Below are 24,919 nucleotides of genomic sequence, written 5' to 3'. Positions count from 1 at the left end.
ACAAATATTTCAAATTATTTCTATTCTAACCGATTCCAAGCTTTTCCCATACTTTTTGTATTCTGGTTGACGAAATCGGCATCTTGGTTTTCATTGGTTGAGAAAATAATGAAATACGTAGTTCCTCAACCATGAAGTAGACTTCTTTAACACGGACATCCGACTTAAACTTAAACAGTTTATCCATCCAAGGATCTACTTCTTTAATTGCAGCATCATCACGATTTAGATTATTCGGCAATCGATCTAAACGCAATAACAATGCTTTTAAATAACGAGGATATTCCTGCCAAATATCTGAAGATTTTGAATAAACAAAATTGGATAAGTTCATTAAATCGAGTTGATCCTCAATATCATTCATATTTTTAGCAAATACATCTTGATCCAGCATCAACAATTGCTGGCGTATTTCCTGCCATTGAATATAAATTTCACTGATCAACTTTAATGCTTCCTGACCATAACTTAAAAATGACTTTTTCACATCTGCCATGACTATCGCAAATTCTTCAGCATTAATGGGTAAATCTTGAATTGCCATTTGTAATGTTGCGTACACCAACATTTGCTCAAGTTGTGCTTTATCGCCCAAAGGAGAATATGCCAATGCCAGTGGCTTGGAAATTTGCTTTTTCAATTGACGAATCAAATCCCCCAATTGCATATGAATCAAACGAATTACGCCTTCACGATGCTGTTTAATCGCTTCACTTTGATCATTAAAGGTCTGAATCACAATACCAGAATCATCTTTCAACTCTAACTTAGCAAAGTCTTTGCTTGGAACCAGTGCCTGATATTGTTTAACCACAACCCCAGTTACTTTCTGAGATGCTTCAAATACAAAGCTTTCAGGAAAAGTAGTAAACTCACCTTTTAACTGTTTGACAGGACTGTGTGTTTCAGTTCGACAACGTGCTTTAAGTTCTGCAAGATCACGGCCTTTTTCAATCACGCGACCTTTTTCATCAATTACTTTGATAAATGGAATTAAGAATTGATCAATACGTTCAAAAGAAAAATCTTTATTGGTAATTTGTTCACCACGTAATTGAAATGCCAAAAACTCAAAAATATGCTGACGCAAATGTTGCGCATCGACTGCTTTGATCAATTTATTGGCTGTATCTGGAATCGGCACCAAGTTACGACGTTTATCTTTTGGTAAGGCTTTTAATAAAGCTTCGATTAAATCCAAACGCCAACCCGGAATCCCCCAAGACCAAATATTTTCATCAACTTGAGCTAAGGCCTGTACAGGAATTTTTACAGTTGCGCCATCTTCATCATGACTTGGATCAAAACGATAGCTGGCAGCTAAACGCAATTGTCCATTATGTAAATAATCTGGAAATTGCTGTGTAGTTGGACGATCATTCATCCATAAATCATCATCATCAACAAAAAGATAACGAGGATTCTGCGGTTCTACTGTTGCTCGCCAATCTTCAAAGCTACGACGGCTGGCAATTTCCGTAGGCACTTTAGAGGCATAAAACTGATAAATGGTTTCTTCATCGACGACTAAATCACGACGACGCAGTTTGTCTTCTACCCGCTCCACTTCTTCAAGCTTTAATAGGTTGTGTTTTAAGAATGGTGGCGTTGTTCCCAAGTTTCCTGTAGTTAGCGCATCTCTTAAGAAAATTTCATGTGCAGCCAACTGGTCCACTTTTTCATAATTGGTGGCACGTTTCGGTTCAATGATCAGTCCAAATAATGAAATCTGATCATAAGCATTGACCACACCCGGTTTTTTCGCCCAATGTGGCTCAAAATAATGATGTTTTAATAAGTTCGGTGCAGCCAAAAGAATCCACTCAGGCTCAATTTTTGCCAGTGTGCGTAAATACACCTGTGAGGTTTCGACCATTTCAAATGCCATTACCCATGGGGTATTGGTTTTATGTAAGGTTGATGCAGGAAAAATTCGGGCTTTTTGCTGACGAACTGCCATGAAAATATTACGTTCGTCAGTTTTATTGGCAATAAAGGACAATAGTCCTGTCAATAAGGCACGGTGTAAATTTTCATAACTGGCCTGCTTTTCATTGAATGAAAGTTTTAAACCTTGTGCTAAATCCAGTAATTGTTCATGAGTTTTCTTCCACTCACGTAAGCGCAACCAGCTAAGAAAATGCTGTTTGGCAAAATTACGTCTTTTGCTTTCACTCAAAGTTTCACGATTTTCAGTCAGTGTATTCCACAGTTTAATATAAAATAGAAAATCTGAATCTGCTTCTTTAAATAATGCATGTTTTTGATCCGCCTGCATTTGCTTATCAGCAGGACGCTCGCGTGGGTCTTGTACTGCAAGTGCAGCAACAATAATCAAAACTTCATTCAGTACCCCAAAATGAGCACCACCAAGAATCATACGTGCAAGGCGTGGGTCTATTGGCATTTTTGCCATTTGTAGACCGATTTTGGTTAAACTGTTATTTTGAAGTTCGGCTTTTTTAGTAGCAGGTTGTGCAAGGTTTTTTGCTTTAGCATCACCTACAGTTCCCTGCTTGGAAACCGCAATTTCATTTTGTGCCATTGCTTGAGGAAGATTATTTGAATTTTGCGCGTCATGGATAGCACCTAATTCAATCAGCAACTTACGCCCATCGTTGACCAAACGATGGTCTGGTGGCTCAATAAAATCAAAATCTTCTACAGCACCTAAACCGAGACTTTGCATCTGTAAAATAACCGATGCTAAATTGGTCCGTTTAATTTCTGGTTCAGTAAAATCTGGACGACTTTGAAAATCATCTTCACTGTATAAGCGAATGCAAACACCTGGTGCAATACGACCACATCGCCCTTTACGCTGATTTGCAGCAGCTTGAGAAATCGCTTCAATCGGTAAACGCTGTACCCGTGAACGATAGTTATAGCGAGAAATACGTGCAAAACCACTGTCGATCACATAACGAATATTCGGTACAGTCAATGCTGTTTCAGCAACGTTTGTCGCGATGATAATACGTCGACCACCACCAGATGGATTAAAGATTTTCTGCTGTTCTGCCAAAGCTAAACGAGCATATAAAGGTAAAATTTGCGTGTGTTTAGGACCAAATTTTTGTAAGGTCTCTTGTAGTTCTCGAATTTCTTGTTCAGTACTTGAGAAAATAAGAATATCCGCATGTTCAGGATGTCCCTTAGACTCAGCATCCTTAAAACATTCTTCTACAGCTTGTACCACTGCGCGTGGTAAATTTTCTTCAAACTCATCAAAGTCATCATCATCACTACCGCCGATCGTCATCTCTGAAATCGGACGATAACGCAGTTCAACTGGAAAGCTACGTCCTTCCACTTCAAAAATTGGTGCACCATTAAAATATTCGCTAAAGCGATTCACATCTAATGTCGCTGAAGTAATAATGATTTTTAAATCAGGGCGCTTTTTGACCAGTTGCTTCAGGTAACCCATGATGAAATCAATATTTAATGAACGCTCATGTGCTTCATCAATAATAATCGTGTCATATTTATTTAAATAACGATCATTAGAAAGTTCAGCAAGTAGAATACCATCCGTCATTAAGCGAACGATCGAATCATTTGATCCTTGCTCATTAAAACGCACTTTAAAACTGATGCTTTCACCCAGCTTTTCACCAACTTCTTCAGCAATTCGTTGCGATACGCTCCGTGCTGCCAGACGACGAGGCTGAGTATGACCAATCATCCCAGTTAAACCACGACCTGCAAGCATTGCAATCTGTGGTAATTGCGTAGTTTTACCAGAACCCGTTTCCCCTGCAACAATAATAATCTGATGCTTCTGAATCGCTTCAATCAGTTTATCTGCATACTGGGTAACCGGTAGATCCTGATTGAGTTTGATTGTCGGTAGACTGGCTAATCTTTTTTTGACTTGATGATTTGATTTCTCAAACAATTCTTGGAATTTTTCAGGATGAGCATCTTTTCCTTTTTTCAGTCGATTTAAACGATGGCGATCTCGTACCATAACCCATTGATCGACATTTAACTGATTTGGCACAGATGCATTATCCTAATACTTAAAATTGAACGGGATATTTTACGCTGTAAAGCACAGGAGAGATAGTCCAATCAAAGTGAATTCACCATTGTGTTATACATGTATTATAAAAATAATATTTAAAAGGTGCTAAAGTTTACTCAACTACGCAACTGGCTGTGGTTGCAAATATTCATATAGACGTAGATCTGTTGCTATATGATCTACAAAACTAGCTAGCTTGAAGTGATGCCCAAGCACAAAACAGCAGCCCCTGTATCATTTGCTCGATGCACAACATTGAAATGTGATGTAGTTAAAATTCAATTTATCTTATATGAACAAATTCTATACATTGAAATAAATTTTATATCTTTTTTAGAAATCACCCTTGAAATATAGCCCCAGAAGCATCATGTTTGTAACAGATTAAAAAAGGATGCTTTGTCATTCAAACATCATCTTGATTTGCTTTAGTTGATGAAACTCTGACAAAACAACGGTTTTTGGTGAAATGTATCTGGAGCACGTTAATTTGATTTTCCGATCTTAGCGATAAAAAAATACTATTTCCCCAATAATCTAAAATTCATTATTCTAGTTAAATATTAGATAAACACCTCAATCATGGAGATAATGATGAGCTTAATTAATACTGAAGTTAAACCATTTAAAGCACAAGCTTTCCAAAACGGCCAATTCATTGAAGTTACAGAAGCCGATCTTAAAGGTAAATGGTCTGTAGTTTTCTTCTATCCAGCAGACTTCACTTTTGTTTGCCCAACAGAACTTGGTGATCTTGCAGACAACTATGCTGAATTCAAAAAATTAGGCGTTGAAATCTACTCTGTTTCTACAGATACACACTTCACGCACAAAGCTTGGCACGATTCTTCTGAAGAAATCAAAAAAATTGAATATGTAATGGTTGGTGACCCAACTTGGGTTCTTGCTAAAAACTTCGAAGTTTTAATTGAATCTGCTGGTCTTGCTGATCGTGGTACTTTCGTTATCGATCCTGAAGGTAAAATCCAAATCATCGAAATCAATGCTGGTGGTATTGGTCGTGATGCTTCTGAACTTCTTCGTAAAGTTAAAGCAGCTCAATACGTTCACGGTCATCCTGGCGAAGTTTGCCCAGCTAAATGGAAAGAAGGTGATGCAACTCTTGCACCTTCAATCGACTTAGTCGGTAAAATCTAATTCTTGAATTAGATTAAACCCATAAAAAAACCACGCTTTTTAGCGTGGTTTTTTTACATTGGATTTTATGTGCAGGTTTTTGCGTTTATAGGTTTTTATTTAATGAGACCAAATTGCAATTTCATATCCGTCTAAATCTTTAAAATGAAAACGACGCCCACCAGGAAAACTAAAGATCTCTTGTACGATAGTTGCTCCTGCCTCTTTCACACACGCTAAGCTTTGTTCTAACTGGATACTATATAAGACAATTAATGCCCCACCAGAACTTTGCACATTGTCAGATTGGGTAAAGCCACCTTTTATCTCCCCTGAATCAAACTCACAATATGCAGGACCAAAGTCAGTAAAAGTCCAGCCTAAGTTTTGATAAAACTTTTTGCTTTGGAGGATGTCTTTCACCTTAAATTCAATATAGTTTATTGAAGTTTTTTGACGAGACGCTGACTGATCCATATATGTTTCACCATAAATTTATAAAATATTTTTTTAATAAAAAAACAAAGCATTAGCATATAAAAAATGCATTTAAACCACTCGATTTAGAATAGCGTAATTATTTTTGCGTTGTTTTGCTCAAACGATCAACTTGCTTAAGTAGCTCAGGAATACGGTATTTCCCATACATGGACTGCACATTGTGTTTCGCTTTCGCTAATTCTATTCCAATGGCAGAGACATATAAGGGCTTAACACTTTGTCCACGTAGAATTTCAAATTCCTTTGGCGTTCCCCTAAATTCATTTTTAGCCACTCCAATTACAGGAGTTTTATCAGCTAAGGCAGTATATAAATGCTGTCCTAAACCAACTGTTTGTTCAACACCTAAATAAACATAGCCATCAATCACAATCATATCAATGGTTTCTTTCACCAAATCCAATAATTTTAAAATACACGGCAATTCACGTTTATAAAATTGACCTGACTCATAGTCAGCAATTGGCTTGATGGTGATAAGGTAATGGTTCGATATACTAGAACTCGTCCAAGACTCAAATACAATGCCAGCAACTTGTGCAGCGTTTTCTGTATAGGCAACATCTATTGCAAGAATCATAATCTATCCCTAAATTATTAAAAAAACTCGTTATCTCGTTTAATTATGATTTTTAAGCGTTTATCTTGCAAAAATACGCAATGTCAAAATATGAATAACCTTATCAAAACAATCATTAGGATTTTTACAAAACCACTATACATTTCTTTAAGTGAATAGACTAATTTCAAAAGATACAGAATATTTTTTCTGTAAAACAATCAAAAGTTTAAGGGGTTGCTTATGGGATCTATGATTACCGTGACTTCTTGGAAGTATAATGCTTCTTCACGGTATTTAAAAATTTTTTATAACAATGGTTCTGGTGAACTTTACCATCCCGTACCAGAATTTATATACAATAATTTACTACGATGTAGTGATAAAACAGCATTCGTGCATAAATACCTAGAATATGATTTACATTTTAAAAGGCTTTCAATTTTATAATTTTAGAGCGGCGCTTTTAAAGTAAAGTCAGGGAGATTTCTCCCTGATATAAAAACTGTGTTAGTTTTTTAATGTCACCATAAACAGACCTGACCCGATCGACAAGGTTGTTGTCATAAACCTTTCATCTTGTTTAACTTCTTTGATAAAGCTTTTAACTTCAGCCGCATGTGATATTACGTTATCAACAATCAAAACTCCGCCATGCTCTACAAGCATCTTCTGTAGATATACCCAGTAATTTAAATAAGCATTGCGTTCAGCATCAAGTAGAATAAAGTCATATTGTTCCTGACACTGTTCTAAGTATTTTTGCGCATCCCCCACCCAAAAATCGATCACGTCATCAACTTTTAACTCTTGAGCATGCAGTTGCGCTTGCTGAGTTCTTTTTTCATCGATCTCAAGCGTTGTCACCTTCGCACCTGTCACTTTGGCTGCATCCGCAAGCCACAATGTAGAATAACCTGTTGATGTTCCGATCTCTAAAATTTTCTTAGACTGCTGAATTCGCACTTGCATGGCTAAAAACAATGCTGATTCAGGTTCGATATTTCGATAGCGTTTAATACGATCACACTGTGTGGCATCAAACTTAATAAAGGATTGATATAGTTCATTCAATCGTTGCAAAAATGGGTTACTTAAACTCATGTTTAGATCTTCCTTTTCACTATCATTGTTATTATTTCAATCATTTACGTCATTGCTATGACAATACATAGCTTTTGACAAGTTACATCGTTACGGTTTATTACATGACTTAATCAACCTATAAAGTCTAACGCATATGGATTAAACAGCATGTAAAAATTCAAATCTCGCTTGGACTTGACCATCTTCTAATGTGACTTGCTCACAAAACATTTCATAAGGTCGAACCCAGATTGAATAATCCTCATATAAACATTGGTAAACCACAACTTTTTCACGGGTTTCACTATGCGTTGCGACATGAAAGACTTGGTATAAATTACCTTTATAATGTTTATAAATTCCAGCTTTTAACATCTACACTCAACACTCTAAATACGATATCTATGTTATACAGGATAGCCAAAGAAAAAACTCGTCCGAAGACGAGTTTTTTATGCTTTTCAATTTTTAAATTAAGAAAAGTCTAAGCCTTTTTCAAATGCTTTTAACTCGTGACGAGCCATTGCTAAGTTTGATTTAGAACGATCTAAAACCAGATAAAGAAATAAATTTTCATTTGAATCAAGTGGACGAATCAAGTGATACTGCTTACCTAATGTAATTAAAATATCTTCAATTACATCATCTAATTTTAGTGCTTTTGCAACTTTACGCTTAGCACGAACAACTTCAGTATTACCTGCTGCTGCTAATTCTAAGTCTAAACCTGCACCCGCAGTCGCTAAAGATAAACCACTTTCGCTATCTACTAATGCAGCACAAACGAAACCATCGATATCAGTTAATTGATCTAGTGTGATACGAGCCATGAGCATCCCCGTTGCTTTCAACATTGTTGTTCGTTTTAGCAATTCAATTTTTATTTTGCTTTACTAAAACACTTTACTATATAGCTAAAAATTTTCATTTCTAACTAACATGGATAAATTAGTATTCTTTTTGAATACCCATTTAATTTTATTTGATAATCAATTTTAATTAATTATTTCCACACTCATTTAAATAGCATAAAAAATATTAATTATTCAATAGAAATTTAAAAAATAAATAACTAATTTGACTATTTAAAGCTTTCAAAAAATTCCAAAAAATAACAGCTTCGAAAAAAAATCAGTATAGATCTCATTTTTTAAAAAAATGTGAACCTCATCACATATTTTAAAATAACTTCCCTATATGTTTCTCGTGAGTAATTCAGAAGTAGATTTGAGCTCATATAGGATCTGCCCCAATAAAATATCTTTGTTGGTCATCGCCACTAAAACCAACGGATGCTTTGGATGAGGAATTGCGGTTAATAGCGCTTTTCCATTCTCTGCATCTAAGGTAATTGTTTGACATCCAACAAGATTGATTTCTGAAACAAATGCTGTCACTAAGGCCAAAATCGAACTACTCACTGCAGCAATTTTTCCAGAATTGTTAATATTTTTCTTGTTGGCTAAAGCAATTTCAAAACCATCAGAAGTACACAACATGATGAACTCTACACCACTGACCGAGTTCAAAAGTTGTCTGATTTGTTTTTCAGCATATATGACAAAATCATCGGGTACTTTTCGAGATGTGTTTAGATCAAGCATATTCAAGAAAACCCCATAAATTAATTTGTAAATTAAGCATTTTTAAAAGCCGAAAAACATGTTTTCTAGACTTTTTCTAGTGACAGAATTATTTGATATACTTCACATTTTAGCTCAATTCTATCTGTTTTTATTGGCTTGTAAATATTTTTTTTCAATTTTAATTTATTTTTACAGCACTGATTTTGTCTCCAAAGTTCAAAATTGTCAGATCTAGTACTACTCGTCACTTTTAATCGATTAATATCATAAATTGTATAGATCTTAAACTATGTCTTGATTTAATTTTAACGATAAAACATAGAAACAACTTTTTTATTTTTTCATTAAGTATTTTATTGATACTTGAGTTTTAGATATAAAGCGAGTGTATTCATATTATATTAAACTTTTATTAAAATTATGTTGATCAGTTATTATTCAATATAAGATAAATTGATCTTATAAAAAATTTACATTTTATTTTTTGATTTGGTTATTTTTTGTGTTTATATTTGGATTTGTTGATCATTCCTCTATGTTTGCGACAGTGTGTGTTTTAGATGATACTAGGCACGAAATATGAAATTTAGTCTTTCTAAATGAGTAGTTCGTAACAAGGTAACAGTAAAAAATACACTAGTCCCTGAGCTTCGCCTTGTGCTGCCAATAAAGCAGTGCTTTGTTCTTACTCTGGTTGCAACTAAAATTAGCTCTGTTGGCGTTATGAAACTTAAAAGAGATCCGTTATTCTTTTTTTTTCATCCTTAGTGACTTATACAAGCTTTGCTCAATTTTAGCCTACAACGCAAGCTACTTATGAAATATTAACGAGCCCTTATTTTATCCAACTGCTGGATGCCAAAAATTAATTTAAAAAAGGTACAAGACAATGAATAAACTTCTACTTTCTCTTGGTCTGATTGCAACGATTGCACTTGTTGGTTGTAATAAAGACAAAGCACCTGAAACGGGTGCGACTACAGGTGAACATGCTGCAAATGCCGTAGAACAAGCAAAACATGATGCAGAACACGCGGCTCAAAATGCAGCGGATGCGACTGCTAAAGCTGCGGATAATGCAGCAAATGCAACTGCGACTGCTGTAGATCATGCAGCTGATGCAACTGCCCATGCTGCAGATGCAACTGTTGATGCTGCTAAAGATGCCACTGCAACTGCTGCGGGTGCTGTTGAAAAAGGTGCTGCTGACGTTAAAGAAAAAGCGAGCCAATAGTTTTAATATGAAAAAAAGCTCCTAAATATAGGAGCTTTTTTTCATTTGTCATATATTTACATTATAAATTAACCGACTTTCAGTCACATGGAGTTTTGTTTATGTCTCATTCTCACCACCTAGAACAGCATTTTATACAACGTACAGGCTGGTTAAGAGCAGCCGTCTTAGGTGCAAATGATGGCATTATTTCTGTGACTAGTTTAGTGATGGGAATGGCAGCAAGCGGTGCCTCAAGCCACACCCTGCTGATTACCTGTATTGCAGGATTAATTTCTGGTGCAACCTCAATGGCTGCCGGTGAATATATTTCCGTTAAATCACAGTCAGATATTGAAGCAGCAGATCTAAAAGTAGAAGCTCTAGAATTAGAAAAGAATCCGCACTTAGAGCTCAAAGAACTTACCCACATTTATATTCAACGTGGTTTAGATCCTGAATTGGCGCATCAAGTTGCTGTTCAACTCACAGAAAAAGATGCTTTGGAAGCACATGCACGTGATGAAATTGGGATCAATGAAGCAACTGCTGCAAGACCATTACAGGCTGCTGGTTCTTCTGCATTATCTTTTTCTATTGGTGCATTATTTCCGACATTATCAATTGTGTTTAGCCCGGAAGCATATTTAGAGAAAATTGTTTTAGTTGTCGGTATCTTATCTCTAGTCATACTGGGTGCGTTATCCAGCTATTTTGCTGGTACATCAATACTCAAAGGTAGTTTCCGTGTGGCTGTGTGGGGAATTATCGCAATGGCGTTCTCAAGCTGGATTGGTTCACTGTTCCAAGTCACTCCAATTTAATCTATGTCTTGATAAAATAAGTCGCAACTTAAAGATGTATTTAAATTATATTTTTATAATAAATACCGAACATAATTTGCTAATTTGCAGTCGCTTCGGCAAAGTAACTTAAAACACAAGGAGCTTAAGTATGTCTTTATTAGAACAATTAGGGATAAAACATCCCATATTACTTGCACCAATGGCTGGAGTTTCTACCCCACTATTGGCTGCAGAAGTATCAAATCAAGGGGCTTTAGGTGCTTTAGGACTCGGTGCAAATACACTAGATTCTGCATTAAAACAAATTCATGAAACTCAAGCACTAACACCACATCCTTTTCAATTAAACTTTTTCTGTCATGAATCAGCAGCATTAAACACTGAATCTAATCTGTTATGGAGTCAACATTTAGCAACTGAATTTGAAAAATTTGGTGCAAGCCCACCTACAGAATTAAAATGTATTTACCCTAGCTTTAAAGACAATGATGATTTTTTAAACCTTTGTTTAGACACTCAACCCAAAGCAGTAAGTTTCCACTTTGGCATTCCGCATGAATATCAAATTCAAAAATTAAAACAAGCCGGTATCATCACAATTGTTTCTGCAACCAATCTAACTGAAGCGCTCACTATCGAAGAAGCAGGGATTGATATTATTGTAGCTCAAGGTATCGAAGCAGGTGGACATCGCGGTATTTTTAATGCTCAAATTGATGGCGCAATTAAAACCGCTGATTTAGTCCAACTCATCAAAAAATATAGTTCACTTCCTGTCATTGCAGCAGGTGGTATTATGAATGGGCAACAAGCTAAAACCATGTTAAACCTTGGTGCTGATGCCGTTCAATTGGGAACTGCTTTTGTACAATGTAAATCTTCAAATGCCAATGCAGCATACCGCAAGGCTTTATTTGATCACCCACTCACTCAAATTACTTCAAGCATTTCAGGTCGCCCAGCACGCGGCATCATCAATCATTGGCAAGCGAGGATTGATCAGCCCGACCGTCCACATGTAGCCGCCTACCCTTATGCCTATGATTTAGCTAAACAACTGAATGCTTTAGCTGTTCAACATGGTGATACTGGCTTTGGTGCATTCTGGGCTGGAAGTAATGTTGGACTGATCCGTGAATTAGAAGCTCGAGATCTAGTTAATCAACTGGTTGTAGAAATGAACCATTCTTAATTCTTAACTAAGCTGTCAATAGAAGCTGAACTGCGACAGCTTCTATTTATACTTACTATGCTTGGCTTTGTTCAACTAACATATACACCAAATCTAATTCGGGGCATACATACCCCAATCCTGTCATTGCAGCAGTAATTTGCCCACGATGATGTGTGCCATGATTAAATACATGCATAAGAGTAGCAGCATAAGGCAAAGTCAGTTCTTGTCCAGAAACTCGTTTATAGGTTAAATCTGCATTTAAGGTTTTTTCATCTAACTGCTCTAGAAACTCAATCCAGTTATTCGACTTCTCTTGTAATTCGTCCAGTAATAGGTTTTTTTCAGTTTGGATGATAGTATCTAATGCAATTGCAGGTGATACACCCTGCTTAAAGCGTGAATACCAAAGATAATGTTCCCCCAATAGCAAATGATTCAAAGTGCCAGCAATGCTTTTAAAATAAAGACCAACATTTTTGTTAAAATCATCATCGGACACAGCTTTTAAACTTTCACAAAGACGCTGGGTTGCCCATATATTGTATTGTGCCAGTATTCTCAAAGAATCTTTATTCATGACTTAAATAAACCATTATTATGGGTGTATAAAATATAATCAGCTTGATAAAAATGCCATTTTGACTAGAATAGCGATAAAATCAATAAAGCTAGCTTGATGCTCATGTTAAATCAAATTTTTTGCCAATCGGTGAATCATTTTTCACTTATTTGATTAAGTTATAAATTTTCAACAACTTATTCAAATTAAAAGTGAGATTTATCATGTCTGCCTATCATCAAATACGTGCGCTATATGACCGTGACACGATTACGGTTTATCAAGCCTATAATCAACATATTGCCCATTTGGCAGTCCAACAACAAAAATTTGTTTCACCTTTTTCCTTTCAAAGAATGACATGGATAAAACCTTCATTTTTATGGCTAATGGGACGCAGTCATTGGGCGACAAAATCCAACCAAAATCATATCTTAGCAATCCGTATCAAACGTGATTTTTGGGAATATTTACTAGAACAAAGTGTACATACCGACCCGACACTCTCTGGGCATAAAAATGGTGAGCAATGGTTTGAAGCTTTTGAAAATGCAAGGGTACATATTCAGTGGGATCCTGAACGGAATTTAAAAGGAACTAAGCTTGAACAGCGGAGTATTCAAATTGGGATTAGTCGTTTTTTAATTCAAGCGTTTAACAACACTGCGATTCATTCAATCCAAGATATCACCCCTCTTGTAGATAAGATGGCGCAATTTCGACGTTTAGGACAGTATCATCACGCTGAAAAACTCTTGCCTAAACAACGTATTTATCCTTTAAATAATGCATTAAAAAAACATTTAGTGATTAGGTAGTTCAGTATGGGAGTTCGCTCCTATACTGATTACACCTTATTGATTACACATCCAATAAATTTACCGATTCAACCTGTACATCACTCATCGTATTGCCTTGTTCAAGCAAGTGATTAAAGTAATCCTCAACGACTTTCGCTTGTTCAACTGTACTTTCCACTTTATACATATTTTGACGAAATTCATTACTTGAATGTAAACCTTTGGTATACCAAGCAATATGCTTGCGTGCAATACGGCAACCTGAGTATTCACCATAGAACTGATAAAGTTCAGACAAATGGCCCAGTAAAACTTGTTTTACTTCTTGAATATCTGGTGCTGCTAAATATTCACCTGTTTTTAAATAATGGGCAATTTCACGAAAAATCCACGGACGCCCTTGGGCTGCACGTCCAATCATAACGGCATCAGCACCAGTATAGTCCAATACATATTTGGCTTTCTCAGGGCTGTCGATATCACCATTGGCAATCACAGGAATAGAGAGCATCTGTTTGACTTCTTTAATCAAACTATAACGTGCCGTATTTAAATACATATCCTCACGGGTACGACCATGTAAGGCTAAGGCTGCAATTCCTGCTTCTTCTGCTCGTTTCGCCACACGGATAATATTCTCATGACCATTTAAAAAACCTAACCGCGTTTTTAACGTCACAGGCACATCCACCGCTTTAACCACTGCATCTAAAATTCGGGCAACCAAATCTTCATCTTTCAGCAATGCTGAACCTGCCAGTTTATTACAAACTTTTTTTGCTGGGCATCCCATATTGATATCGACAATTTGCGCACCATTTGCAACTTGATAACGTGCTGCCTCAGCTAACTGATCTGGTTCAGACCCTGCAATTTGCGCTGAAATCGGTGCTAATTCACCATCAAAATTTGCCCGATATAAACTCTTTTTGGTCATACGTAAGGTCTGATCAGAGGTCATCATTTCACTTACCGCATGCCCAGCGCCAAAGTATTTGCACAGTGTCCTAAACGGACGGTCTGTAACTCCTGCCATAGGTGCAACGATTAAATTATTTGACAGTTGATAAGGACCAATATACATATATATTCATACATTTTTAGACCTTCATAGTATACTGCATCTGCCATAGTGGCTCATCATTTTCTGAGTATGTTTTCTTCGATATGAAAAAATTAGTTCGACATCACGCATTTCTTAAATCTTTCAGCGTGTTAGCTCTTTCTTTAAGCCTAGTTGCTTGTGGTAAAGGTTCATGGTTTGCCAATGAAGATGATGAACAATTAAAACAAGAGCAAATCAGAAAACTGATTCCCAATCGTGTCAATCAACGTGACTCTTGGGCAAAAGACATCTACGATATTTCCAATGAATTAAAAATTCCAACCAACAAAGAAAATATCTGCACCATCATTGCGGTGGTTGATCAGGAATCTAACTTTGTTGCCAATCCTGTTGTACCAGGTTTGGGGGATAAAGCGGTAAAAGAAGTCACCACACGTTTAAATGAAAAATTTGAAGATAAACTTGGAACCACAATTGGTGGTACTGTTGCTTCATATTTTGAGAATGTTTTAAAAAACCAGCCCTCGCCAAATGATAACTATTTAAAACAAATGAGCCGTGTCCGCACTGAAAAAGATTTAGACGTACTTTATCGTGAAATCTTTGACTATATGGCAAAGCATTATCATGTGAGTGCGCTGACGGGTGCGGCCAAATTTGTTGGTCAAGATATTGCTGAAAAAATGAACCCAATCACCACATTAGGTTCCATGCAGGTTCATATCAATTATGCCAAAGAGCATAAACGTAGCAGTATGAACATCAATGAATTACGTGATGACCTGTATACCGAATTTGGTGGTTTATACTATGGAATTCATCGTTTAATGATGTATCCGGCAGACTATGATAAACCGATTTATCGTTTTGCCGACTATAACTCAGGGATGTATTCGAGTCGAAATGCCGCTTTTCAAAAAATGATCGATAAGCTGACTGAAGCTGATCTTGCACTTGATGGTGATTTGCTCTCTTATGACAAAAATGGGGATCCACGTCCAGCGATTACTGATACAGAGAAGGCGCTTACTGCTTTATTTTCAAAAAATAATATTTTAGTTACCCCTCGACAGTTACGTAGTGATTTAAAAGACGAAAAGCAGCAAGATTTTGAAAAAACTCAAACTTATATCGCAGTATCTAAACTTTATAAGAATAAAACGGGCAAAGATCCAATGTATGCCATAATGCCTGAAGTTGTCATTTCTGGGCCTAAATTGAGTCGTGATTATAATACTAACTGGTACGCAAGCCGCGTAAACGGAAGATATGAAACATGTATGCACAGAGCAAAACGTTTAAAAATTTAGCATTATTTGATTTTGACGGTACCTTGTGTAAAAAAGACAGTTTCACAGGGTTTATTTTCTATGCTTTATCAAAAAGACACATCGTAAAGCAAGGCATCAAAATTTTACCGTGGATTCAGGCCTATTATTTAAACATCTACCCTGCCAACTCCATGCGTATCAAATTATTTAATGCAATGTTTAAACAAGCCGATGCCAATGAAATTCAAGATATTGCAAATGAATATGCCCAACGTTTGGTCAGGGAACTGGATCAAAACCTTTATGAGCAATTATTAAAACATCAAGATAATGGTGATGATGTTGTATTAGTTTCAGCATCAGTAGATATTTACCTCAAAATCATTTGTCAAATATTGGATATAGATCTAATCTGTACGGGTACTGAAGTTATAGATGGAAAGTTTACTGGTCACTATTCCACGCCAGATTGTAGTTGTGAACAAAAACGACTACGCATCTTAGAAAAATATGATTTAGACCAATACGACAAAATATTTGCCTATGGCAACAGTGAAGAAGATTTGGATATGCTTCATTTGGCCGACTATCAATATATGGTTGGCAAGGATCAGGTTTTACCCTATTTAGAAGACGAAAAAAAATTTGCCTAATTCAGCACTGAGATTTTTCAATGTCCTATATCAATATCATCATGCCACTCGCTGAATTCTATCCCTATATTCAACATGAGTTAGAGAAATATCAAATTGAAATGGCAATTGAATATTTTGATTCAGATCATAAAATTCAAATGAAAATTGCCACTCCTGATAATTTACAAGAACAACTTAGCCAATATGATCATCCAAATCTTGGCTTCTATTTTCTCGATCAAGCTCAATACATCAGTAAAGATAAAATCTACAAAGATGAATACTGTATATATGCCATTGCAGGTAAAGGTGGTCGAGAAACAGAGGATACGTTAGAAAAAATAAGTTTAAGAATCATCTCAAAAACACCCGATAAAAATATTAAAAGCTTTTTTAATGCGATCAAACGTAAATTAAATAACGATGAAAATTTTGGCAAAGGCGTACAAGGAGGCTCTCGCTTCCATGACCAACACTTTTACTTAAAGTCATGGGTCGGCCATAAAGTTTTTAAATCCGATTTATACAACGAAAAATCACCATTAATCACACCCAAATAAAAACCCCGCCAAAGCGAGGTTATATTTCTTAGAAATCTTAAAACCAATCAATAAATTGACATGTGATTACGATGAATCATTTCTAAAGAACGTGCTTCACCTAGCACCTGATACACTTTATCCGAAGCCAAACCTTTGACAGTTTCAGCAGAACGCGAACTAAAGTTCACTCGTCCAACCGCGACTCGATGACCATACTGATCAACACATTCCACAACATCACCACGATCAAAATGCCCTTCAACAGCTTTCACCCCTACAGGCAACAAACTACGATGGTTTTCCTTGATGGCTTTGACAGCACCATCATCTAAAACCAAACGCCCTGCAGTTTGAAGGTGTGCAGCTAACCACTGTTGATGTGCTGTAACACGATCATCATCAGTAATGAATAAAGTACCCAATAATTCACCCGCCATTAAACGAGCCAATACATTATCACTTTCACCACTGGCAATCAGCGTTGGACAACCTGACTTGGCAGCCAGACGAGCAGCGCGAACTTTGGTCAACATACCACCACGACCAAACTTACCACCACCACCGGCCATATCAAACAAGGTTTCATCCATTGCACGAACAGTATGGAACAATTTTGCATTTGGATTAGAACGCGGGTCTGAATCAAACATCCCTTGCTGATCAGTCAAAATGATCAGTAAGTCTGCATGAACTTGCCCTGCAACCATTGCTGCAAGCGTATCATTATCACCAAAGCGAATTTCATCAGTAGACACTGTGTCATTTTCATTGATTACAGGAATCACTTTCCAATCTATTAAATTTTGCAAGGCATCACATGAGTTAAGATAACGACGGCGATCGGCAAGATCATCATGAGTTAACAAGACTTGTGCTGTTTGGATAAAATGCTTTTCCAACACACTTGACCATGTATGAATTAACCCCATCTGACCAATGGCAGCACAAGCTTGTAGACTGGGTAAATCGGTGGGTCGATTCTCTAGCTTCATACGAACCATCCCTTCAGCCACAGCACCTGAAGACACAAGAATAATCTCGTGTCCTGCATTGTGTAGATCTGCAATTTGTTTCGCCCAATGCGAAATTGCATCCAAATCTAAACCTTGCCCATTTGCTGTGAGTAAAGATGATCCGATTTTAACAACGATACGTTTTAAAGCCTTGAGCTGACGTTGCCCATCTACCACTTCTATCATCTTGTCCTCGGTCTTTCTTTTCTAAATGGGTATCGTTGGAAATGATAGATACCCTTAGAAATTAGCGTACGTAGTACACTTCCATTTCGCCATCATCCTCGCCATCGTCATCCTCATCATCTTCTTCCTCTGCCAAAATACCAGCAAGACGTTGTTGACGACGCATTTCACGATAAGCTTCTTTTGCAGCAATCGTTTGCTCACGTGTTTCAGCTTCAAGCTGATCACGGAATGCTTTCATTTTCGCTGCATACTCTGGATCTTCGTCTTCCAACTCACGTTGTTGCTCGATTTGATCCATGAGGTAATACACAACAGGTTTGGTACCTTCCTCAAGCAAGCCTGAAGTTTTAAATACAGGACCATCCCATTGTAATTCTTCAAGAATATGATTACACCATTCTTCTTGAGTATCATCACTTAATTGATCAAGTTTGTTTAAAACAAGAACAATCGGTAATTGAGCCAATGTAGGTGAGAACTTTTTCAACTCTTCCACAATCGCTTTGGCATTGTAGGCAGGATCTGAACCATCAATCGGTTGTACATCAACAATATGCAACAGAATACGTGTACGTGCTAAATGCTTAAGGAAACGAATCCCTAAACCAGCACCTTCCGCCGCCCCTTCGATCAATCCAGGAATATCTGCCATAACGAATGAACGATGACGATCTGCATCGACCACACCTAAATTCGGTACCATTGTTGTAAATGGATAATCTGCAACTTTTGGCTTAGCTGCTGATACTGCGCGAATAAAGGTAGATTTACCTGCATTCGGCATTCCCAATAAACCTACATCCGCTAGAACTTTTAGCTCTAAACGAATTTCACGATATTCACCTTTAATACCATGTGTACATTTACGCGGAGAACGGTTGGTCGATGATTTGAAATGAGTATTCCCCAAACCACCATCGCCACCATGTGCAACTAAAACCTTTTGGCCATCTTCAACCAAATCACCAATAATATCGCCAGATTCTGTATCTACAATGGTTGTTCCTACTGGAACTTTCAGAATAACTGATTCACCACCACGACCAGCACAGTTTGCGCCAGCACCGTTTTTACCACGTTCAGCGCGAAATTTACGGGTATAACGATAATCTACTAAGGTACTGGTATCGTTGTCAGCTTGAATATATACGCTGCCACCACGACCACCATCACCACCATCTGGACCACCAAATGGTACAAATTTTTCACGGCGAAAACTGGCTACGCCATTGCCACCGTCGCCAGCCTCTACGGTAATGACTGCTTCATCAACAAAGCGCATGTTGCCAATCCTCTAAAATCTTTAAAACCCCATATTCTGCCATATTTTCAAAAATTTCTCGAATAGTATTATTCAGCTGAGCATGAATTTTCTTAAACATTTTTGATCAGAGGCTTGATAATGCATATTTTTATTAGATTTCGATTGTTTTTTATTCACATATTTTTCTATAATCAGTTAGCTGAAAATCAATAATTCAAAATTAAATCACACTTAATTTTATGAATTTCACAATTTCTATTTATTTGCATGCATTTTTTTGATTTTCGATCGTCCAAATTAATTTTAAGGAAAACTTATATTGTCTATTGTCCAACTCAGTGCTGCGCTTGGACCCGCAGAATGTGAACTTGCTGTAAAATATACGCTTGAAGAAATACACAAAGAAGCCAAAACAAAAAAAGATCCACTCCAACCAATTGAAAGCAATGCGACTCAACATGGTTATTCTTCGGTGCTGCTCAGTATCGATGAGAATGCCCGAATATGGCTCAATACTTGGCTCGGTACAATTCAATGGAAGTTTCAAAGTCCAATTCGCCCACAACATAAACGTAAAAACTGGTTTGTAGGCATTACGCTTTTCGATACACCGTTGCAACTCCCTCCAGATGACACCATCACTTTTCAGGCCCGTCGTGCTTCTGGTGCTGGTGGACAGCATGTCAACACAACTGACTCTGCTGTTCATGCAACTCATGTTGCATCTGGAATAAGTGTAAAGGTCATGTCTGAACGGAGCCAACATGCCAATAAGCGTGTGGCAAAAGAGTTGATTGCACTCAAACTACGACAACAGATGGAGAGCCAGCAAGCCCATCAGAAACACGCTCAACATTTACAACACGCGTTGATCGAGCGAGGCAATGCTATACGCAGTTTTAAGAAGTAGAAATATGTTAAAAAGAGAATTACATGAAACAAAAACACTATAATTTAAAAGGTTTAGATAGCGAAATTTTAGATATTACAGCTATTGATTCAGATACATGCAAAATTTATATCGTCACCGAAAAAGGCTATTTATATTGCTACAACTTAACTCAACAGCAATTACAACAGCTATCCATAACGCCCCTTCCGCTTCCAATTCTAAATAATCGAGAACTCCGTCATTACGGTACCCCTAAATACCAAATTAAATGTAGTACCAATGGAAAATTTATCGCAGTTTATGTCGATCATGGGCAATTTGGAGTTGTAATAAATACTCAAACACTGGAGACAGTTCTACACATTGATAGTCAAAGTTATTATGAAGATACCGTGTCTTTCTCATTGGCTTTTACACAGTTCAATTCACAAGATATTTGTATTTATAGAAGTGACTGGAATCGACTTGAAGCATTTAATTTAACCACAAATCAGCTTTTGACTGAGCGCTATATTGCAGCTTATGAAACTGAACCTCCTAAACACTATTTAGATTACTTTCATGGCGCGTTATATGTCAGTCCAAACAATGATTATATTTTAGATGATGGTTGGATATGGCATCCTGTAGCTTCTCCCAAAGTTTGGTCACTTAGTCAATGGTTTAAACATAACCCTTTTGAAAGTGAAGATGGCTCAAGTGTCCAAACATTATGTTATCGAGAAAACTGGAATGCTTTAATGTGCTGGCTTGATGATCAACATGTTGCCATTTGGAATATTGAACTGTGGGATCAAGAAGAGTTTGACCTTAAACCTGAACCTAAAAATCGATCAGGAATACATCTTCTTTCACTCGCAAAAACAATGTGGGACGATGATTATTCAGCAAACTATTGGGAAATACCCGAACAAACTCAACAAGTTTTTAATTTATATGCTGATCAAAATTTATTAATAATTGTAGGTGATCAGAATATTACGATTTATGTCATTGCTGATCGAATTTTGTTAAATCAAATCGATAATTTGCGTCCACAAAAGCAATATAAGAGTAGGCACAGCTTACTGTCTTTTGCAAATAAAACCATTTATGAAACAAGCTATATCTAAATATTGACATTAAAAAAGGAAGCCTGAGCTTCCTTGATTTACAACAGAATAAAATTAAGACTTCTGCAAATCCAATTGAGGTTGATTTGATTCTTCAAGCATTTTACGATCCACTTCAGCTGGGTTATTTAAAGCATCATTGAGCTTCTCAACATCCAGCTTTCCAACCCACTTGGCAACCACAATCGTTGCCAAAGAGTTACCCACCAAGTTAGTCAATGCGCGTGCTTCAGACATGAAACGGTCAATACCTAAAATCAAAGCCAAACCAGCGACTGGGATATTACCTACAGCAGCCAAAGTTGCTGCCATTACAATAAAGCCTGAACCAGTTACACCTGCTGCGCCTTTTGATGAAATCAACAAGACTGCAAGCAAGGTAATTTCATGCCAAATATCCAGTTGAGTATTGGTTGCTTGTGCAATAAAGATCGCCGCCATAGTCAAATAAATAGAGGTACCATCAAGGTTAAATGAATAACCTGTTGGAATTACCAAGCCAACCACAGACTTTTCACAGCCAGCAATTTCAAGCTTTTTCAGCATACGTGGTAATACAGATTCTGAAGAAGATGTACCCAATACAATCAACAATTCTTCACGAATCATACGAATCATTTTTAAAATGCTAAATCCGCAGAAACGACTGATTGAACCTAGAATAATAAAGATAAACAACAAACACGTGATATAGAAACAAAGAATTAACTGTGCAAGTTGCGCTAAGCTACCAATCCCATACTTTCCAATGGTAAATGCCATCGCACCAAAAGCACCGATTGGCGCAAGTTTCATAATCATATTCACAATGTTAAAGAACACATGTGAAATTTGATCAATCAATCTTAATACTGGTTTTCCAGCATCGCCAAGTTTATGTAATGCAAAACCAAACAATAAGGCAAATAAAAGAACTTGTAGAATTTCACCTTCTGCAAATGCACCCACAACGGTATTTGGAATGATATGCAAAAAGAAATCAACGGTAGATTGTGATGCACCTGATTCCACATACTTACTGATACCAGTGGTATCTAAAGTCGCAGGATCAACATTCATACCAACGCCCGGTTTGGCGATATTGATAACAACTAAACCAATAATCAGGGCAATGGTAGATACGACTTCAAAGTATAAAAGTGCAATACCACCGGTCTTACCCACTGATTTCATGCTTTCCATGCCCGCAATCCCACTGACCACGGTACAGAAAATCACAGGGGCGATAATCATTTTAATGAGCTTAATAAAAGCATCACCTAAAGGTTTGAGTTGTTCGCCTAAACCAGGAACACTTTTCTCTACACCATTGATCAATTGAGTACCACTTGGAAAGTAGTGCCCTACTATCACACCCAAAATAATGGCAACAATCACTTGAAAATAGAGTGACTTATACAGCGGTTTCTTAGCCATGATAATTACTTCTTTCTATATTTCTGTTTGAAGAAATATCCAATGTTAATGCTACCATTTGCTGACACAGCCCAAAATCCCGATAAAAACTTCTGGGAAGTCGGTTTTTAGCAAATAAAAATTCCTTCAGAAAACGACAGTTTTCCAAAACAATGACAACGAATGACGATATTTAAGATTTATTCTCGCTGGCACCTTGGCCAAAAGAATAAATACAGAACAGGAGATAAAAAATAAAACGCTCTTCAAGGCTATTTTAATTAATTTTTGATGATCAATCTCTATGCAAATGTTAATTTCGCCTAACATCTGTGCAATTTATGCTTAGACCTTAGTCTAATATCGTCTATATCTATACGATTTAGATCCATTTATGGCATAGTGTATTCCACTGTCTCCTCTCCCTTAATCCATTTGACATGAATACAAAACGCAATCTTTATAAAGACTTTGAACATCCTTTTGCGCAGTTTGTGCGAATTGTTGGTAAAGGGAAAAATGGTGCACGATCATTAACTTATGATGAAGCTTATCAAGCTTTTTCAATGATTTTGAAAAATGAAGTCTTAGACGTACAACTTGGCGCATTTTTAATGTTGCTTCGGGTCAAAGAAGAGTCTGTAGATGAACTGACAGGCTTTGTCCAAGCGACCAAAGACCAATTGAATTTTCAACCACTTGCTGTGGATTTAGATTGGTCTTCTTATGCAGGTAAACGCAAACATTACCCGTGGTTTTTATTGGCAGCCTTAACACTCTCAAAGCATGGCTATAAGATCGTGATGCATGGTGCATCCGGACATACCATGAACCGTGTGTATACTGAACAAGTCTTAGAATACTTAGGCTTTCCAATTTGCCAAAATGAAGTACAGGTCAAACAGCAACTAGACACCCAAAATTTTGCTTATTTGCCTTTAAATGTAATCTCTCCAATCTTGGCAGATTTGATCAATCTTAGGAATGTGATGGGTTTACGCTCACCGATTCACACACTGGCTCGTTTGATTAATCCATTCAATGCCAAAGCAACCTTACAGGCAATTTTCCACCCTGCTTATCGTAGTTCACATCAACAAGCTGCCTTTCAATTAGGTTATAAAAATAGTGCTGTGATTAAAGGTGAAGGTGGCGAGTTTGAGCGCAATCCAGATGCCAAAACCCTCATCTGTGGTATTCAACATGGTGAACTTTATGAACATGAATTGCCTAAATTAACCGATAACCGCAGCCCAACAGAAGAACAGCTTGATCTCGCTGTTTTTAAAGCGGTTTGGGAAGGCCAACAAGCACATGAGTATGGAGAAATTGCCATCACTGAAACAATGGGCATTGCTTTATATACCATGGGTATTGTAAATAACTATCCAGAAGCCATGAGTAAAGCAAAACATCTTTGGAACACGCGTTTCTAATTTCATCTTTAAACACAAGCGTGAACGTTATTGATCACGCTTTTGGATAAAATAAAAATCAGCCCAATAGGGATAACTTTTTCCAGAAGAATGAATATTGATGAGTTGCAACTGATCACCTATTTTGACATCGATATTATTGGATTGATAAGGACCAGATAAATAAGCATCTTTTTGCTTTCCAATCAGACTTGAACAATATAGATGATGCGTTTTTATCTTTTTTGATGCGTCGGCTGTATAAGCATTACGGATCTTTATACCAATTAACAGCATGGGATAACCATCATTTTTAATTGATGTATATTGTGTAACAGGCGTTTGGAAATTTTGACTTGCGGTTACGGTAACATCTAATAAACATTGAATACTTCTTGCATCACTTGTTCGCTCAGCGAATACACTGGTCGAAATTGCAGTGATACAAAATAAACTGAGTCGAGCAAGCTTTATTGTTTTTAGTCGCGTTATTGTTTTGAGCAGCTTGAGCATTTTAATCTCTTTATCTTTTTTTAAGATTTTTATCATTCTGAATATCTTTATCACCTTATTACGCACTTCTCGTTTAAACGTATTTATCTTTTTAATAGCATCATGATTGAAACAGTTTAAATATTATTGTTTTTTAAATTGAGTGTTTGAATCACAAA

General features: G+C 36.8%; 25 protein-coding genes. 12 read left to right on the top strand and 13 right to left on the bottom strand.

Annotated elements, in window-relative coordinates; translation table 11 throughout:
• Positions 1–25: 25 nt before the first annotated feature.
• Positions 26–4,006 carry a DUF3418 domain-containing protein gene (locus WFN33_RS18690; protein ID WP_336954531.1) on the bottom strand — a complete coding sequence of 1,327 codons (3,981 nt, stop codon included), beginning with the start codon at positions 4,004–4,006 and terminating at the stop codon, positions 26–28.
• Between the two features lie 618 nt (positions 4,007–4,624).
• On the opposite strand from WFN33_RS18690, the gene ahpC reads away from it, so the two are divergent.
• On the top strand, positions 4,625–5,188 hold the full coding sequence (gene ahpC, locus WFN33_RS18685; protein ID WP_004721823.1) for an alkyl hydroperoxide reductase subunit C: 564 nt from the start codon (positions 4,625–4,627) through the stop codon (positions 5,186–5,188).
• A 99-nt stretch (positions 5,189–5,287) separates the two neighbouring features.
• Here ahpC and WFN33_RS18680 read toward each other — a convergent pair whose 3' ends face one another.
• Positions 5,288–5,644, bottom strand: coding sequence for a VOC family protein (locus tag WFN33_RS18680; protein ID WP_336954530.1), 357 nt, complete (start codon positions 5,642–5,644; stop codon positions 5,288–5,290).
• A 100-nt stretch (positions 5,645–5,744) separates the two neighbouring features.
• Complete coding sequence (locus WFN33_RS18675) at positions 5,745–6,248, bottom strand: endonuclease V (protein ID WP_336954529.1); 504 nt, start codon at positions 6,246–6,248, stop codon at positions 5,745–5,747.
• A gap of 222 nt (positions 6,249–6,470) precedes the next feature.
• Between WFN33_RS18675 and WFN33_RS18670 the strand changes: the two genes are divergently transcribed.
• A complete protein-coding gene (locus WFN33_RS18670) occupies positions 6,471–6,677 on the top strand; it encodes a KTSC domain-containing protein (RefSeq protein WP_004721830.1) in 207 nt (68 codons plus the stop codon).
• A 60-nt stretch (positions 6,678–6,737) separates the two neighbouring features.
• On the opposite strand, the gene WFN33_RS18665 is transcribed toward WFN33_RS18670, so the two are convergent.
• The 4 genes from WFN33_RS18665 to WFN33_RS18650 all read right to left on the bottom strand — a co-directional run bounded on the left by WFN33_RS18665 (position 6,738) and on the right by WFN33_RS18650 (position 8,917).
• Positions 6,738–7,331, bottom strand: a complete 594-nt coding sequence (locus WFN33_RS18665) for an O-methyltransferase (RefSeq protein WP_336954528.1) — start codon at positions 7,329–7,331, stop codon at positions 6,738–6,740.
• A gap of 141 nt (positions 7,332–7,472) precedes the next feature.
• Positions 7,473–7,688 (bottom strand): DUF1653 domain-containing protein, encoded by a 216-nt coding sequence (locus WFN33_RS18660; protein ID WP_336954526.1) that lies wholly within the window; start codon positions 7,686–7,688, stop codon positions 7,473–7,475.
• A 98-nt stretch (positions 7,689–7,786) separates the two neighbouring features.
• Complete coding sequence (locus WFN33_RS18655) at positions 7,787–8,143, bottom strand: hypothetical protein (RefSeq protein ID WP_004721834.1); 357 nt, start codon at positions 8,141–8,143, stop codon at positions 7,787–7,789.
• 363 nt (positions 8,144–8,506) lie between these two features.
• Positions 8,507–8,917, bottom strand: a complete 411-nt coding sequence (locus tag WFN33_RS18650) for a roadblock/LC7 domain-containing protein (protein WP_336954524.1) — start codon at positions 8,915–8,917, stop codon at positions 8,507–8,509.
• Between the two features lie 871 nt (positions 8,918–9,788).
• Here WFN33_RS18650 and WFN33_RS18645 point away from each other — a divergent pair.
• From WFN33_RS18645 to WFN33_RS18635, 3 genes are all read left to right on the top strand, one after another.
• Positions 9,789–10,133, top strand: coding sequence for a hypothetical protein (locus WFN33_RS18645; RefSeq protein WP_151803479.1), 345 nt, complete (start codon positions 9,789–9,791; stop codon positions 10,131–10,133).
• A 101-nt stretch (positions 10,134–10,234) separates the two neighbouring features.
• The gene (locus tag WFN33_RS18640) at positions 10,235–10,936 is read left to right on the top strand and encodes a VIT1/CCC1 transporter family protein (protein WP_336954522.1); all 702 of its coding nucleotides are present in this window, start codon (positions 10,235–10,237) and stop codon (positions 10,934–10,936) included.
• A gap of 130 nt (positions 10,937–11,066) precedes the next feature.
• Positions 11,067–12,110, top strand: a complete 1,044-nt coding sequence (locus tag WFN33_RS18635; RefSeq protein WP_336954521.1) for an NAD(P)H-dependent flavin oxidoreductase — start codon at positions 11,067–11,069, stop codon at positions 12,108–12,110.
• 55 nt (positions 12,111–12,165) lie between these two features.
• On the opposite strand, the gene WFN33_RS18630 is transcribed toward WFN33_RS18635, so the two are convergent.
• Positions 12,166–12,672: a DinB family protein gene (locus WFN33_RS18630; protein WP_336954519.1), complete on the bottom strand. Its 507-nt coding sequence runs from the start codon at positions 12,670–12,672 to the stop codon at positions 12,166–12,168.
• Positions 12,673–12,878: 206 nt separating this feature from the next.
• On the opposite strand from WFN33_RS18630, the gene WFN33_RS18625 reads away from it, so the two are divergent.
• A complete protein-coding gene (locus tag WFN33_RS18625; RefSeq protein WP_336954518.1) occupies positions 12,879–13,472 on the top strand; it encodes a DUF4291 domain-containing protein in 594 nt (197 codons plus the stop codon).
• 43 nt (positions 13,473–13,515) lie between these two features.
• Here WFN33_RS18625 and dusB read toward each other — a convergent pair whose 3' ends face one another.
• A complete protein-coding gene (gene dusB, locus WFN33_RS18620) occupies positions 13,516–14,538 on the bottom strand; it encodes a tRNA dihydrouridine synthase DusB (protein WP_336954517.1) in 1,023 nt (340 codons plus the stop codon).
• Between the two features lie 83 nt (positions 14,539–14,621).
• Here dusB and WFN33_RS18615 point away from each other — a divergent pair, with 83 nt between their 5' ends.
• The 3 genes from WFN33_RS18615 to WFN33_RS18605 are packed head-to-tail and all read left to right on the top strand — an operon-like array spanning position 14,622 to position 16,986.
• Entirely contained in the window at positions 14,622–15,830 is a 1,209-nt protein-coding gene (locus WFN33_RS18615) for a DUF1615 domain-containing protein (protein ID WP_336954516.1), read from the top strand.
• Complete coding sequence (locus WFN33_RS18610) at positions 15,797–16,444, top strand: HAD-IB family hydrolase (protein ID WP_336954514.1); 648 nt, start codon at positions 15,797–15,799, stop codon at positions 16,442–16,444. The genes WFN33_RS18615 and WFN33_RS18610 overlap by 34 nt, the downstream gene beginning before the upstream one ends.
• Positions 16,445–16,464: 20 nt before the next feature.
• Positions 16,465–16,986, top strand: a complete 522-nt coding sequence (locus tag WFN33_RS18605) for a hypothetical protein (protein ID WP_336954513.1) — start codon at positions 16,465–16,467, stop codon at positions 16,984–16,986.
• Positions 16,987–17,033: 47 nt separating this feature from the next.
• Here the strand turns inward: WFN33_RS18605 and proB are convergent, their stop codons facing one another.
• Both proB and cgtA read right to left on the bottom strand, forming a co-directional pair.
• Positions 17,034–18,167 carry a glutamate 5-kinase gene (gene proB / locus WFN33_RS18600; protein WP_336954512.1) on the bottom strand — a complete coding sequence of 378 codons (1,134 nt, stop codon included), beginning with the start codon at positions 18,165–18,167 and terminating at the stop codon, positions 17,034–17,036.
• Between the two features lie 61 nt (positions 18,168–18,228).
• Positions 18,229–19,452, bottom strand: a complete 1,224-nt coding sequence (gene cgtA / locus WFN33_RS18595) for an Obg family GTPase CgtA (RefSeq protein WP_336954511.1) — start codon at positions 19,450–19,452, stop codon at positions 18,229–18,231.
• A gap of 301 nt (positions 19,453–19,753) precedes the next feature.
• On the opposite strand from cgtA, the gene prfH reads away from it, so the two are divergent.
• Together prfH and WFN33_RS18585 are read left to right on the top strand one after the other, a co-directional pair.
• Complete coding sequence (gene prfH / locus WFN33_RS18590; protein WP_336954510.1) at positions 19,754–20,344, top strand: peptide chain release factor H; 591 nt, start codon at positions 19,754–19,756, stop codon at positions 20,342–20,344.
• A gap of 23 nt (positions 20,345–20,367) precedes the next feature.
• Positions 20,368–21,438: a hypothetical protein gene (locus WFN33_RS18585; protein ID WP_336954509.1), complete on the top strand. Its 1,071-nt coding sequence runs from the start codon at positions 20,368–20,370 to the stop codon at positions 21,436–21,438.
• Between the two features lie 54 nt (positions 21,439–21,492).
• On the opposite strand, the gene WFN33_RS18580 is transcribed toward WFN33_RS18585, so the two are convergent.
• On the bottom strand, positions 21,493–22,854 hold the full coding sequence (locus tag WFN33_RS18580; protein WP_004721869.1) for a dicarboxylate/amino acid:cation symporter: 1,362 nt from the start codon (positions 22,852–22,854) through the stop codon (positions 21,493–21,495).
• Positions 22,855–23,273: 419 nt separating this feature from the next.
• Here WFN33_RS18580 and WFN33_RS18575 point away from each other — a divergent pair, with 419 nt between their 5' ends.
• A complete protein-coding gene (locus WFN33_RS18575; protein ID WP_336954508.1) occupies positions 23,274–24,269 on the top strand; it encodes a glycosyl transferase family protein in 996 nt (331 codons plus the stop codon).
• 27 nt (positions 24,270–24,296) lie between these two features.
• Here WFN33_RS18575 and WFN33_RS18570 read toward each other — a convergent pair whose 3' ends face one another.
• Positions 24,297–24,761, bottom strand: a complete 465-nt coding sequence (locus tag WFN33_RS18570) for a hypothetical protein (RefSeq protein WP_336954507.1) — start codon at positions 24,759–24,761, stop codon at positions 24,297–24,299.
• Positions 24,762–24,919 lie beyond the last annotated feature (158 nt).

Origin of the sequence: Acinetobacter sp. AS167 (genome assembly GCF_037152175.1) — a bacterium.
Taxonomy (GTDB): domain Bacteria; phylum Pseudomonadota; class Gammaproteobacteria; order Pseudomonadales; family Moraxellaceae; genus Acinetobacter.
The sequence above is the reverse complement of the archived record's forward strand: the minus strand, read 5'-3'. Positions and strand labels throughout refer to the sequence as shown.